Source organism: Bacillus sp. CDB3 (assembly GCF_002081505.1).
Taxonomy (GTDB): domain Bacteria; phylum Bacillota; class Bacilli; order Bacillales; family Bacillaceae_G; genus Bacillus_A; species Bacillus_A cereus_AT.
This window is the reverse complement of record NZ_ALBR01000097.1, coordinates 214,335-228,422: the sequence shown is the minus strand read 5'-3', so window position 1 is coordinate 228,422 and position 14,088 is coordinate 214,335. Positions and strand designations below refer to the sequence as shown.

The window sequence follows — 14,088 nt, the reverse complement described above, 5'->3', positions numbered from 1 at the left end:
ATTACCATAATTCTGTAGAATAGGACACAAGATATTTCAACATTTTGTCTCTGACTTACGTCGTCAAAAAGGGGTATGACCAACATAACGAAGAGTAATGTTTTAGTTGATAGTGATAATCGTTATCAACTAATTAGAAGTATACATGATGTTATTTCAAATTACAATAGGATTTCTTATTTTTATTTAAGAATTTTTGATATATAAATGTATATATTTTAATAACATTCACTTGTACTCATCTGCCCTTTTCCATTATCCGCTATAATTTTTGTTTCTCAGGGAGGAATATTTTTTTGAGCTCATTTCCTGCACTTTATACGCATATCCGTTATAATGAGAATCGATATCATTAATACTTAGGGGGTGCTACACATGTCACAACAAGCATTTGAAGAAAAGTTATATGCCAACTTAGAAGCTGTTATTGACCCTGAATTAGGTGTTGATATTATCAATCTCGGATTAGTTTATGACGTTACAGCGGATGAAAATAATAATGCTGTCATTACAATGACGATGACTTCTATCGGTTGTCCAATGGCTGGCCAAATCGTATCCGACGTTAAGAAAGTATTATCAACGAACGTACCTGAAGTAAATGAAATAGAAGTAAATGTTGTATGGAATCCACCGTGGACAAAAGAACGTATGTCACGAATGGCAAAAATCGCATTAGGTGTTCGTGATTAAATAAGGAAAAGACCTGACAATCCAGTCAGGTCTTTTTTCTCTTATTATTTTACTCCTACAGCGTCATAAGCTTTTGTTACAGCTTGTACAGCTTTAGAGTTTTTACCGTATAAATCTTCTGCTGATTGAAGTGCTGCTTGACGCATCATTTTAAAGTCAGAGTTTGCAGTTAAATATTTAGTAAGAGCACGGTAATAAATTTTTTCTGTTGCTTCACGGCCTACTCCAGTTACTTTCACACCGTAATGAGTGCCGCCATCAGATACTAAATACGCTGCCTTATTATTAATACTACTGTTAATATGAACGCCGCCATTATCAGCTGTTCCAGTATAACGTTTATTGTAATGATCTGGGTAACCTTCACCAGGTTTTAATGGATTTGGAATAGATGCTGGATCTTTCAGAGAACGAAGTGCATCACCAGGCTTACCAGGTGTATAAATATCAGCACCTAAATCCCAGCTCTTCTTCTCAACCATGACACCCATAATGTCAGATAACGATTCATTTAACGCACCTGATTCATTTTTATATACAAGGTTTGCTGTATGCTCAGTTACAGCATGCGTTAATTCGTGACCGATAACATCAAGTCCAGCAGATAATGGAATGAATGTCTTGCCATCGCCATCACCATACATCATCTGAATACCGTTCCAAGCTGCGTTATTCCAAGATTCACCTACGTGAACAGTAGAAATAAGTTTCGCACCTTTATCATCGAAAGAGTTACGGTTAAATGTCTTTTTGTAGTAATCATATACTTTACCTGCATTCACATGCGCATCAACTGCCGCTTTATCTTCGAAGAACTTAGATTTACTTGCAATTTCTTCTCCTGTATATCCAAGAATTTGTGAGAATAAATTAAACCAGTTTTCATCCATATTCTCTGCATCAAATGTATGGACACCTTGTCCTCGTGTACCATCAAATAAGTTGAACGCTCCTGTTTTCTTATCTTGAGCAATTTCAAATGATTGTCTAGCGCCTAATACTCCGTAACCAAATCCAGTAATATTATCTACCGCATTATATTTCTCAATAACATTTCCATTTGTTGCATCAACAAAGTAATGCCAATATCCTGGGGCTGGTTTTGAAACCGATGCTTTTACAAGATATGCAAGATAATATTGACCATCTTTTTCATACACATATAAATCTTTTTTCACACCATCATAATTCTTTACTTTACCAATCTCTTTCTCAATATTAGCTTTGGCAATCGTTTCTGCTTGTTCCGCACTAATACTTGCAGATGCAGGAATATTTTTATCCTCTAAATTCGGAATAACTTGCCCGAAGAATGCCTTTACATTATTCTCTTTATCTAGCGTAACCGTTTGGTCTGAACCATACACAGGAATGTTATTATGTTTCTCAACTAACTTCACATGTGTCGTACCAGATTCAGCATCTTTTTCTTCCCCAACGACATTGAAATGTTTGTCAATGTTTCCCGCTAGTTTAAACATATCTTTTTTGCTCTCTAAATATTGAAAGACCGTCTCTTTTTTATCTAGTCCTTCCGGTGCTTTCCATTCTTCACCTATGTAAGCTGGCGTTTTAAACTCTTGGTGATACTGGATTTTTTGCTCTTCCGCTTGTGTTTTTGTTGCTCCAAATGCCCCAAATCCCCCAATAACAACGGATAACGCTAATGCTGATGAAACTACTTGCTTTTTCAATCTAACACTCCCCATTCCCCTAAAAGTTTTTGACACCTTTATAGAATTCTGAACATTCCTCCTAATACCTGTTTCCAAAAATTGAGAAAGTTTTTTCTGATAATTCAACGTATAAAAAAGAGGACATCTTTTTTCGATGTCCTCTTTCCTCTAACTTTTCATCCCGTTATTCATATACTGAAAAATCACCACAAATTAAAATCTTGTTTTATCCCGCATTAACTAACTGCCCGTAAAAGCCCGATTGGTGTGGGATGAATACCTCTCCACTGATTAAAGTTTCACTTTATTGTATTTTCATTTCAATTGCTAAATAGTGAGATTTCTCTTTTGCTTGAATGTGAACATCCTCTTCTACAGCCTCCGCTGCATCACGCGCTACGAGTGTTTCACCATTCACAACGCCACTACCTTCAATTTGTACAAGGTATAATTGACGTCCTTCTTGAACAGGAAAATGAATTTCTTTACCAGCCTCTAATGATAAAGAATATAAATTTGCATCTTGGTGAATATGAATTGGTGCATCTCCATCAGAAGGAGATACCATATGGAACCACTCATTTTCACGTTTACTCCAATCAAATTTAAACTCACCATAGTTCGGTTTATGACCATCACGGTCCGGTAAAATCCAAATTTGCAATAAACGTAATGTTTCACTTCCTAAGTTATGCTCACTGTGAAATACACCAGTACCTGCACTCATATATTGAACATGCCCACGCTCAATTGTCCCTCGGTTCCCCATACTATCTTCATGTGTCAATTCACCATCTATAACGTAAGAGATAATCTCCATATCACGATGCGGATGCATATCAAAACCAGTTTGTGCCGCTATTAAATCATCATTCATAACACGTACTGCTCCAAAATTCATATTGTTTGGATTATAATAATTTGCAAAAGAAAAATGAAAATGTGTATTTAACCACCCGTGATTTGCTCTTCCCATATTTTTATGATCAACTTTTCTAAACATATCCTTCACCTCATATTATCTCGAAATCGAGATAATTATTTTTAATTTTTATCACTGCAACTTCTTCAGTAATTCTAATAATTGTTTTTGTTCTTCTCTATTTAACTTATCAAATTGTTCTGCTTGAAATGTTTCTTGCGGCGGGACTATTTCTTCATATAGAACTTTTCCCTCTTCTGTTAACGAAATATATTTCGTTGTACCTTCTTGTTCACGCTGAATCCAATCGAGTTGCTCCATCTTATTTAAAAGTTGAGTAACATTTCCTTTCGTAACAAATAACTTATTTCCAAGCTCTTGCTGCGTTAAACGATCGTGTCCTCCAACTTGAACTAATACATCAAACTGAGCAGCAGATACATTCCACTTTTTCAAATGCTGATTCGTCTCACGAATACTTCTATTATAAAAGCGTGATAAACGAAACCATAATAGTAATCCAAGTCTTTCCTCTGCTTTCATTCCATCACCTCGCTCATTTGATACTATTAGTTTAGAACTAAACTTAATAAAGGTCAACTACTTATTTTTAATTAGCGACAAAATAAAAGCACAGCGACCTTTCTCCACTATGCTTCAGATTAAATTTCTATTTTTATATTCATCTAGCTTCCTCTCCGCGAAATGCCTCGCATCTTTCTCGATCCATCTTTCTTCGTATCGTTCATGTCCAACATATAGTACATCGTCCTTATGCTGCATCGCATGCCTGAATTCATGCAATAGCGTTTTGAGCACTTGCTCATACTCTTCCCACATACAGACGAAAATTAATTGTTTTTCTTTATGATAAAAACCACCTACCGGGAATAAAAACTCCTCTTCTTCTTCTCCTAATGATAAAAGTACATGATTCGCATCACACGTATCACAAAAAATAACTGGCGTTGCACTTACTTCAATAAGAGAAAACAAATCATTTCTTAACTTTTTGACATCCCAAGGAAGCTCCGAATCCAACACATACCAATTCTCAACTTGTTGATATACATTTTGAAACTGGAGTTCCATTTTTCTATAATCCCCTTCCCAAAATCCCTTTTCCTATATGTATGCCACAATATGTAAAATATTAAACATACTCTTTCACTCTTTAAAAAATGACAATAAAAAAGAATCTATGTCAGCATAGATTCTTTTTCCGTAATCACTTTTTTTTCATCATTTTTTTTAATATAAAATAACCAATTGCACAAACAATAGCAGCAAGCGCAAAATATTTCACATATGGCCCAGCTACTTTATTAATACTTTCCCACTCTGATCCTAATTTAAAACCTAAATATACAAATACAATTGACCATGGAATAACAGCTAGTGTAGTTAGCGTAATAAACTTAGCATGTGACATTTTCGCAATACCCGCTGGTATCGAAATAGCATGACGCACAACAGGAATAAAACGCGCTGTAAAAATAACACCAGTTCCGTAACGATTAAACCACGCTTCAGCATAATCAATATGTTTCTTTTGAATTAAAATATATTTTCCATATCGCTCAAGAACAGGTCTTCCTCCGTATCGACCGATCCAATAAATGAATAGTTGTGCGATTACACCACCAATTGTACCGAACGCGACAGCGCCCCAAAATGTAATGCTTCCTGTTGATACTAAATAACCTGCATAAGATAATACGATTTCACTTGGGATAACCTCTAGCATTAATCCAAGCATAATTCCCCAATAACCAAGTCCTTCTAGAAAAACTAAAACTGAATGAATCAACTCTCCTAACATCATTTACCTCTCTTTACTGTTTTCATTGCAAAAAATAAAAGTACAAGCAGTAAATATCTTGTACTTTTATTTTTTTAAATTTATCTAGTCTTCGTATCCCACTTAAAGATTTTATTTAAAAATTTATATACATTCTTTGACTCTTTCGTCAGAAGTGGACCTAAGATCGATAGTATAAGCACGTATAGTGCTGAGAATGGTTTCAGTACTGACATTAAACCACCGGCGATACCGATATTAGCCATAATGATGGAGAATTCTCCTCTTGAAACGATTGTTAATCCAATATTTGTTGACGCTTTATGAGATAATCCAGCTTGTCGTCCTGCAATCATCCCTGCTACAAAGTTTCCGATGATTGTAAGAAGTACAGCACCTAACGTTAACCATATCGCCCCGCCTAATGAAAACGGATCGATACTTAATCCGAAACTGAAGAAGAAAATAGCTCCGAAAAAGTCTCTAAATGGAACAACGAGATGTTCAATTCTGTCACTATGCTCTGTCTCAGAGAAAACTAAGCCTAAAAGAAGTGCTCCAATTGCTTCTGCAACGTGAATTGTTTCTGAAAAACCAGCGATAAAGAACAACGAAGCAAATACTACAATAATAAAGATTTCATCAGAACTAATATTGAGCAATTTATTTAATAACGGAGTAGCTTTTCTAGCCACAATAAAGAATAGAAGCATGTATCCTAAAGCAATCCCAATCGAAGTGAGAGCACCTAAGAAGGAAGCGTGATCCCCAAGGACTAAACCTGAGACGACTGATAAATATACAGCAAGGAATATATCTTCAAACATAATAATTCCTAAAATTAATTCGGTTTCATTATTACCAGTTCTTCTTAAATCAACTAATACTTTTGCAACGATAGCACTAGAAGAAATCGTAATAATACCCGCAATAATTAAGATTTCAAGTAACGGGAATCCCATTATAAACCCGTATAATAATCCAAGTGAAAAGTTAATTAAAATATAAATCGTTCCGCCAATCGCAATCGAACGTCCAGATTTAATTAGTTTTTTCATCGAAAACTCTAATCCTAGATAGAAAAGAAGGAACAGAACTCCAATCCTTCCAAGGAAGGAAATTACACTTGCACTTTCAATAAATTTGAGATCGATAACACCTATTGTCGGCGCATGCGGTCCTACTAACATACCAAGAACGATTAGAAAAGGAATTACTGAGAATTTAAACTTTCCAGCGATTACTGCCGCAATTGCTACTAAAACTAAAGCTGTACCAACTTCAAAAATTAAAGTATCCATCTAGTCAGTCCCCCTATTCGAAAGTAACTCATTAATAATTTTTTTAATTTCTTCTCTCTCACCCGAAACTACAAGCATATCTCCTTCTTCAATTACTGTTTCTGGTCCTGGATTAAATAGCTTTTTCATATTCTTTTTCATAACTGCAATGATCGTTACGCTATATGTTTTTCTTATTTCAAGATCGCCAATTGTTTTTCCGATTGCTGGAGCGTTATTTTCCACTTTGAACCACTCAATCGCTAAACCTTCAAAAACCATTTCAACATTTTCTAATGCCCTAGGCTTATATACCATTCCACCTAATATTGCTGCAATTTGTCTTGCCTCTGAGTCACGTAGTGAAATACTTGATAGACTTTCTTCATGATCTGAATCAAAATGATACATTTCTCTACGCCCATCATCATGAATGACAATCACCATTTTTTCGTTACCTTTCGTAACAATCTGAAACTTATAACCAATACCTGGAAGTTCGCTTTCTCTAATATTCATATTTAGCTCCTCCTCAACAATTTTTATTTAAATTTTCTGTTTTTCTGTCTTTTATTCATCCAATCAATTTTAGAAATTCTAACCATTCAGGATACCTATGATTTGGAAATCTTTTATTGTAATAATAAGTGGCTCCTAAAAAGATACTTAAAGATGTAATGATGAAAAATAAATTACTTCTCATTTTCAAACTCTTAAGACTTACTTTCAATAAAGATTCTTCTTTCAAATTATCCCCTCTTTTTCGCTTTAAATTTAGTTTTTTAAAATGTAAATAATTCTAAAAATATTACGATGTAACATAATCATAACATAAAAAGCATTTAAGTAACATAATTTTTTAGAAAAATTGATTCCGGTATATTTTTTGCATATAATTTTCTTATTACGAAAAAAAGGAAGTGTATTATATGGTTGATATCTTTAGCAGATTCCTTGAGGTAACGAATAATATTTTATGGTCATATATTCTTATTGCAATGTTAATCGGCTTCGGTCTTTATTTCTCTTTCAAATTAAAATTTGTCCAAATTACTCATTTCCGTGAGATGGTCAGTTTAATTAGTAAAGGATTTAATCGAAAAGAAAAAAAGAAAGATAGCATCTCTCCATTCCAAGCATTTTGCTTAAGTGCAGCAGCACGTATCGGTATCGGGAACTTAGCTGGTGTAGCACTAGCAATTTCAATGGGAGGACCTGGTGCAATATTTTGGATGTGGTTTATCGCGATTCTCGGAGCAGCTACTAGTTTTGTAGAGTGTACGCTCGCGCAAATTTATAAAGTAAAAGATGGTCGTGGTTTCCGTGGTGGCCCTGCCTACTATATGGAAAAAGGTTTAAATAAACGTTGGATGGGGATTTGGTTTTCACTTCTCATTACAGTTGCGTACGGATTAATTTTCAATTCAGTACAAGCAAATACAGTAACAATAGCGTTTGAAAATGCTTTTGGATTAGAGCGAACGATCGTAGGAGCTCTACTAGCTTTACTAGTTGCAGTTATTATTTTTGGTGGTATCAAGAGCATTTCACGTATTACAGAAATGATTGTTCCTCCAATGGCGATTGTTTATATTGGTGTGGCTATTTTTGTCGTTATTAACAACTTCAATATGTTACCAAGCATTTTTACAGAAATATTTAACAGCGCATTTGGTTTAGACCAAGCTATCGCTGGTGGTATTGGAGCAGCAATCAAATTCGGAATTCAGCGCGGTTTATTCGCAACAGAAGCAGGTATGGGTAGCTCTCCTAATGCAGCAGCAACATCAGATGTATCTCACCCTGTAAAACAAGGACTTGTTCAAGCATTAGGTGTTTTCGTAGATACATTCTTAGTATGTACATCAACAGCGTTTATCGTATTATGCTCTGGACTTTACAAAGGATCCAATTTAGAAGGTATTGAATTAACACAACAAGCATTAAGTTCACAAATTGGACCGTGGGCAAGTACTTTCTTAGCGATTATTATTTTCCTATTCGCTTTCAGTTCTTTACTAGGAAACTACTATTATGGTGAAACAAATATCGCATTCATTAAAGAAAGCAAAACATGGTTACTGATTTATCGTGTTGCAGTTGTCGGAATGGTGTTCTTCGGATCTATCGCTGCCCTTCAAACGGTTTGGAGTTTAGCTGATTTCTTTATGGGACTAATGGTATTTACAAACTTAATTGCCATCTCATTCCTTAGCAAGTTCGCCTATGCGGCATTAGTAGACTATATAAAGCAAAAGAAACAAGGAAAAGATCCTGTTTTCGTTGCAAGTTCTATCCCTGGCTTACAGAATACAGAGTGCTGGGATGGACAGGATGTAGAAGAGAATAAAAAAGCTGTATAACGATTAAAAGCGGAAGCGGCTCGTTCAGAATCGCAGGACATTGGAGCTCTCCACCTTGAAGCGCTTTTTGCTTCGAGCGAGAGAGCGAAATGGCCGGAGATTCTAGCCGCTGGAGCTGGATATCTCTTAAAGCGGAAGCGGCTCGTTCAGAACAAGAGCCATATCTTAAATAAAATCCCTATTACTTCACAGTAATAGGGATTTTTATTTACAACAGTTCATAATTTGTTCAAATTAATTCCAGCAAAAGGGTTGATTTATACAAATTACTAGATTATAATAATTATAAATTAGTAATTGGTATAACATAACAACTCAAAAGGAGATTGATCATAATGAACAAACAAGTAATCGAAGCATTAAACAAACAAGTAGCAAACTGGAGCGTTTTATTCACAAAACTACACAACTTCCATTGGTACGTAAAAGGACCTCAATTCTTCACATTACATGAGAAATTTGAAGAGCTTTACACAGAATCAGCTACTCACATCGATGAAATTGCAGAACGCATTTTAGCAATTGGCGGCAAACCAGTAGCAACAATGAAAGAATACTTAGAACTATCTTCTATCCAAGAAGCAGCTTACGGAGAAACTGCAGAAGGGATGGTCGAAGCAATCATGAAAGACTACGAAATGATGCTAGGCGAACTGAAAAAAGGTATGGAAATCGCTCAAGAATCTGACGACGAAATGACATCTGACCTACTACTAGGTATCTACACAGAACTAGAAAAACACGCTTGGATGCTACGTGCGTTCTTGAATCAATAATAGATTAAAAGCGGAAACGGCTCGTTCAGAATCGCAGGACATTGGAGCTCTCGACCTTGAAGCGCTTTTTGCTTCGAGCGAGAGAGCGAAATAACCGGAGATTCTAGCCGCTGGAGCTGGATATCACTTTAAAGCGGAAGCGGCTTGCTCAGAATGTGAGGGGGATGGAGCTTTTGACGTAGAGGCGCTCTTTGCCTCGCAGGAAAAAGCGAAGCCACCGAACATTCTAGCCGCTGGAGCTGGATAATAAAGTTAAAGCGGAGGTGGCTCGCTCAGAATGTGAGGAGGATGGAGCTTTTGACGTAGAGGCGCTCTTTGCCTCGCAGGAAAAAGCGAAGCCACCGAACATTCTAGACACCGGAGCTGGATAATAAAGTTAAAGCAGAAGCGGCTCGTTCAGAGTCGCTTTTTTCTATGGAGTTGTTGTGCGTATCAGTACATGAAATTTATACCAGCGATTTTCCAATTATATCGGCGATTTCGTCAAATATATCAGCGATTTTTCCAATATATCGATTTACCGACAATTCACGACAATAATAGCACCCTTCTCCCCTACTTTTATCAATATATTACAATCTCTTTTATCCCGCATTAACGGGCAGTAAGATCCCCACCTCAAAATTCAGCGAAAGCAAAGAAGATAGGCGGTGGATCAACTGCCCATAAAAGCCCGATTGGTGTGGGCTAATAATCAATGGGGGATGCCCCCCCACTGATTAAAGTTTCACTTTATGTTAAAATATAGGAAACACCCTTTAGTAAAATAGATCCAAAAAGCTTTTCCAAATTCATCATTTACTACTTAAATGACGGGAGTGGTTCAGTTGAAAGACTACTTAATTAGAGCATTTTTTGCATTAATCACAGTTGGGATTCTCTTACTCATAGCTAATATTTTCAATATACGTGTCGAGGTTAAAGACTATGCGTTCCTCGTTGTTGTAGCGATTGGTGGCGGCTGGGGTGGCTGGTACCTGTATAAAAAACAAAGTAATCAAAATGATAAAGGCATTCCAAAGTAATATGGAATGCCTTCCTTTTTATTTCCGTCTATAGTAAATAACGAAATTTAGACCACTGATCAAAACAATCCCAATAAACATATTAGAAGACTGCACATCGCCACCTAAACTATATTCATCAGCAATAAACCCTAGCATAACAAGTGTTATCGCAGAAACACCAATACATATAACCGAAATAAACCAAAGCGAAAATTCATTAATCAACTCTTTCTTCTGCCTTAAAACAATTAGCATAACAAGAATAGACGCTGCTAAAATACTTTTAAAAACAGGACGTAAATATATAAACTCCTCCATCTATTTCTCCTTTTCAAAAAAACATTACATCTCGACATTAATATATTTAACTAAATTAAAAACACATACCTTTTGACGATTAAAAAGACATGTGTTTCTATAAATCACTATAAAAATATACTATGATAATTGCTTCCACTTAGTCCCCAAAACAGGACGCTCATAATTTTGGATTTCATGAATTAGTTTATCTGCCGTCTCAGCTGAAACGATCAACTCTTTATTTGATGGATTCATAAAGCCTTCTTCTGCTGCACGTTCAACCATTTGCAAAATTGGTCCGTAAAAGTCTTTTATGTTCAATAAACCAACCGGCTTATTATGTATACCAATTTGTGACCAACAGACAACTTCAAATAGCTCTTCAAACGTTCCGTATCCACCTGGTAATGCAATGAAAGCATCCGCAAGCTCTGCCATTTTCGCCTTGCGCTCATGCATCGTTTCTACTTCAATTAGTTCTGTTAATCCTGTATGCACAATCTCTCCTCGGAATAGACCGCGTGGCATAACACCTGTTACACGTCCACCTAAGCGAAGAACTTCATTTGCTACTTCTCCCATTAATCCAACGCATGAACCACCGTATACGAGCTCATAGTCGTTCTCAACAAACATTTTTCCTAATTCAATTGCCTGCTCTTTGAACTCTGTTCTCTCCCCTAAATTCGAACCTGCAAACACACAAATCTTTCTCATTCCTACACCCCGAAACTATATATTGTTATGATACAATGAATATTGTACAACATATTGAAGGGATGAGGAAGAAATGGATATCGTCGCATTTCAAAGATGGGTGGAGGAATTTTACGAAAAACGAAGCTGGTCACAGTATAATTCCTTTATTCGCTTAAATTTCTTAACAGAGGAAGTTGGGGAAGTTTCACGAGTTGTTCGCGCTATTGAAATTGGCCGTGATCGCCCTGATGAAGACGCGAAAACAGAAGAAGAGTTAAAACAAGAACTAAAAGAAGAACTTGGTGATGTACTATCTAATCTTATTATTCTTTCACAAAAATATGATTTAGATTTACAAGACATTATGGAAGCACACGTCACAAAGCTTTCGAAAAGGTTCGAAACATCTAAATGAGAATATTATCAATTATGATATAATATTCTTGTCACAATAATAAGGGGGATTTTATGTTATCTAAAAAATTGCACGACGCACTAAACGATCAAATGAACTTTGAATTTTACTCTGCCCACGCTTATATGGCAATGGCTGCTTACTGTACAGCTGAGAGCTATGATGGATTCGCTAACTTTTTCCTTGTACAAGCTGAAGAAGAGCGTTTCCACGCAATGAAGCTTTACAACTACATTAATGACCGCGGCGAGCGAGCTATTATTACTGGCTTTGATAATCCGAATAACGAATATGAATCTGTACTGAACGCTTTTGAAGTTGCACTTGAGCACGAGCGTGAAGTAACGAAGCGTATTTACAACTTATCTGATATCGCTTGGGATGAGCGTGAGCACGCAACAATTACATTCTTAAAATGGTTCGTTGATGAGCAAGTAGAAGAAGAAGCTTCATTCGATAGCATCATCCAAAAATTAAAACGTATTACAAGCGATTCAAACGCACTATTTATGTTAGATGCTGAATTGGAGAAACGTACATTTACGCCTCCAGCTGAATAATACTTTTAATCACCTTAATGAATGGATTAAGGTGATTTTTTTATTTCTTCTCTAAGCTCAATAACCTTAGCCAAATCCTTCTTATAAAGGCTTGAAACTTTTTCAACAAAGTCACTATGAGTAAAAGTCCCATCCCCTTCTTCTACTATGCTTAAATATCCATGTATGAATTTCAAAAACGCCCTAGCATCTTCTCCAGTTAAATGATCAATGTTCTCTATAACCTCATCAAGCTCCCTTAAAACATCCCGTTCTTTCAACCTAATTCCCCCTCGCTGCACTATTATATGTATCATACCAAAACAAAAAAAGTCGTTTATCCCTCTAGGCGAGAGATAAACGACTTCTTTACTATTTACTAAAGCATAACCCCAACGATAATCGCTGATAATATACTTACTAACGTTGCACCGTATACAAGTTTTAATCCGAATGAAGATACAACGTTTGCTTGTTTGCCATCGATACTCTTCGTTGCACCTGCGATAATTCCGATAGACGAGAAGTTCGCAAATGATACAAGGAAGATAGATAAAATACCTACTGTACGAGCTGATAACTCACCAGCTACTTTTCCAAGGTCAAGCATTGCAACAAACTCGTTCGTTACTAATTTCGTTGCCATAATTTGTCCTGCTGTTAGCATTTCTGATGTTGGAATACCCATTACGAATGCTAATGGTGAGAAGACATATCCTAAAATACTTTGGAATGTGATTCCGAAAATTGAATCGAATACACCGTTAATTGCTGTAATTAATGCTACGAAACCGATTAACATCGCCGCTACTGTTACAGCGATAGAGAAACCAAGCATAATATATTCGCCTAACATTTCAAAGAATGTTTGCTTTTTATCTTCTTGTAATTCTAAAATATCGTCTTCTTCTTTCACATCATATGGATTAATGATATGAACGATAATGAATCCACTGAATAAGTTTAGTACAAGTGCTGTTACTACATATTTTGGATCAATCATTTTCATATAAGAACCAACGATTGACATCGATACTGTTGACATTGAAGATGCACAAAGTGTGTATAAACGATTTTTCGGTAATTTGCTTAGTTGATCTTTTACCGTAATGAATACTTCACCTTGACCAACAATTGCAGCTGCTACTGCATTATATGATTCTAGTTTTCCTAAGCCGTTAATTTTACTTAATAGGAAACCGACTGCACGAATGATAATCGGTAAAACTTTAATGTGTTGTAAGATCCCAATTAGTACTGCTAAGAAAATAATTGGTAATAATACTGTTAAGAAGAATGGTGCTTGTCCATCATTTGCTAGACCACCAAATACGAAATTAACCCCTGCTTCCGCAAATTTTAAAATAGCGCCAAATCCATCTGCAATCCCTTTTACTAATACAAATCCGATCTTTGTATTTAGTAAGAAATACGCAAGTACCAATTGAATGACAAGCATAAGTGCAATTGGTTTATATTTAATTTTCTTACGATCTGAACTGATAAGGAAACCTAGTACAAACACTACAAGTAAACCGACTAGAAACATTACTATTTTCATATGTGAATCCTCCACTTCTCCCACGAGTTATCGGTCGTATAACGTATAACGAATGA

General features: G+C 35.9%; 17 protein-coding genes. 6 read left to right on the top strand and 11 right to left on the bottom strand.

Annotated elements, in window-relative coordinates:
- Positions 1-375: 375 nt before the first annotated feature.
- Positions 376-693, top strand: coding sequence for a metal-sulfur cluster assembly factor (locus CDB3_RS25295; RefSeq protein WP_070145396.1), 318 nt, complete (start codon positions 376-378; stop codon positions 691-693).
- A gap of 44 nt (positions 694-737) precedes the next feature.
- Here the strand turns inward: CDB3_RS25295 and CDB3_RS25290 are convergent, their stop codons facing one another.
- The 7 genes from CDB3_RS25290 to CDB3_RS25260 form a co-directional block, all read right to left on the bottom strand.
- On the bottom strand, positions 738-2,387 hold the full coding sequence (locus tag CDB3_RS25290) for a M4 family metallopeptidase (protein ID WP_128856368.1): 1,650 nt from the start codon (positions 2,385-2,387) through the stop codon (positions 738-740).
- A gap of 286 nt (positions 2,388-2,673) precedes the next feature.
- Complete coding sequence (locus CDB3_RS25285; RefSeq protein ID WP_128856367.1) at positions 2,674-3,372, bottom strand: pirin family protein; 699 nt, start codon at positions 3,370-3,372, stop codon at positions 2,674-2,676.
- Positions 3,373-3,423: 51 nt separating this feature from the next.
- Positions 3,424-3,834 (bottom strand): MarR family winged helix-turn-helix transcriptional regulator, encoded by a 411-nt coding sequence (locus tag CDB3_RS25280; protein WP_000642652.1) that lies wholly within the window; start codon positions 3,832-3,834, stop codon positions 3,424-3,426.
- A 114-nt stretch (positions 3,835-3,948) separates the two neighbouring features.
- Positions 3,949-4,383, bottom strand: a complete 435-nt coding sequence (locus CDB3_RS25275; RefSeq protein ID WP_002159954.1) for a DUF3920 family protein — start codon at positions 4,381-4,383, stop codon at positions 3,949-3,951.
- A 136-nt stretch (positions 4,384-4,519) separates the two neighbouring features.
- Positions 4,520-5,113, bottom strand: a complete 594-nt coding sequence (uptA, locus tag CDB3_RS25270) for an undecaprenyl phosphate transporter UptA (protein ID WP_002112738.1) — start codon at positions 5,111-5,113, stop codon at positions 4,520-4,522.
- Between the two features lie 80 nt (positions 5,114-5,193).
- Positions 5,194-6,393 carry a cation:proton antiporter gene (locus tag CDB3_RS25265; RefSeq protein WP_016135973.1) on the bottom strand — a complete coding sequence of 400 codons (1,200 nt, stop codon included), beginning with the start codon at positions 6,391-6,393 and terminating at the stop codon, positions 5,194-5,196.
- Positions 6,394-6,891, bottom strand: a complete 498-nt coding sequence (locus CDB3_RS25260) for a cation:proton antiporter regulatory subunit (RefSeq protein ID WP_128856366.1) — start codon at positions 6,889-6,891, stop codon at positions 6,394-6,396. It abuts the gene before it with no gap.
- A 410-nt stretch (positions 6,892-7,301) separates the two neighbouring features.
- Between CDB3_RS25260 and CDB3_RS25255 the strand changes: the two genes are divergently transcribed.
- From CDB3_RS25255 to CDB3_RS25245, 3 genes are all read left to right on the top strand, one after another.
- The gene (locus CDB3_RS25255; protein WP_128856365.1) at positions 7,302-8,735 is read left to right on the top strand and encodes an alanine/glycine:cation symporter family protein; all 1,434 of its coding nucleotides are present in this window, start codon (positions 7,302-7,304) and stop codon (positions 8,733-8,735) included.
- 335 nt (positions 8,736-9,070) lie between these two features.
- Positions 9,071-9,511 (top strand): Dps family protein, encoded by a 441-nt coding sequence (locus CDB3_RS25250; protein WP_097832142.1) that lies wholly within the window; start codon positions 9,071-9,073, stop codon positions 9,509-9,511.
- 827 nt (positions 9,512-10,338) lie between these two features.
- Positions 10,339-10,536: a hypothetical protein gene (locus CDB3_RS25245; protein ID WP_000656312.1), complete on the top strand. Its 198-nt coding sequence runs from the start codon at positions 10,339-10,341 to the stop codon at positions 10,534-10,536.
- Between the two features lie 18 nt (positions 10,537-10,554).
- Here the strand turns inward: CDB3_RS25245 and CDB3_RS25240 are convergent, their stop codons facing one another.
- Complete coding sequence (locus tag CDB3_RS25240; RefSeq protein WP_128856364.1) at positions 10,555-10,836, bottom strand: hypothetical protein; 282 nt, start codon at positions 10,834-10,836, stop codon at positions 10,555-10,557.
- A gap of 120 nt (positions 10,837-10,956) precedes the next feature.
- Positions 10,957-11,535: an LOG family protein gene (locus CDB3_RS25235; RefSeq protein ID WP_098362029.1), complete on the bottom strand. Its 579-nt coding sequence runs from the start codon at positions 11,533-11,535 to the stop codon at positions 10,957-10,959.
- A 73-nt stretch (positions 11,536-11,608) separates the two neighbouring features.
- Between CDB3_RS25235 and CDB3_RS25230 the strand changes: the two genes are divergently transcribed.
- A complete protein-coding gene (locus CDB3_RS25230) occupies positions 11,609-11,932 on the top strand; it encodes a MazG nucleotide pyrophosphohydrolase domain-containing protein (RefSeq protein ID WP_000355762.1) in 324 nt (107 codons plus the stop codon).
- Positions 11,933-11,985: 53 nt separating this feature from the next.
- A complete protein-coding gene (locus tag CDB3_RS25225) occupies positions 11,986-12,492 on the top strand; it encodes a ferritin (protein WP_000949392.1) in 507 nt (168 codons plus the stop codon).
- A 26-nt stretch (positions 12,493-12,518) separates the two neighbouring features.
- Here the strand turns inward: CDB3_RS25225 and CDB3_RS25220 are convergent, their stop codons facing one another.
- On the bottom strand, positions 12,519-12,752 hold the full coding sequence (locus CDB3_RS25220) for a hypothetical protein (RefSeq protein WP_128856363.1): 234 nt from the start codon (positions 12,750-12,752) through the stop codon (positions 12,519-12,521).
- 98 nt (positions 12,753-12,850) lie between these two features.
- Complete coding sequence (locus tag CDB3_RS25215) at positions 12,851-14,032, bottom strand: NupC/NupG family nucleoside CNT transporter (protein ID WP_128856362.1); 1,182 nt, start codon at positions 14,030-14,032, stop codon at positions 12,851-12,853.
- Between the last annotated feature and the right edge of the window lie 56 nt (positions 14,033-14,088).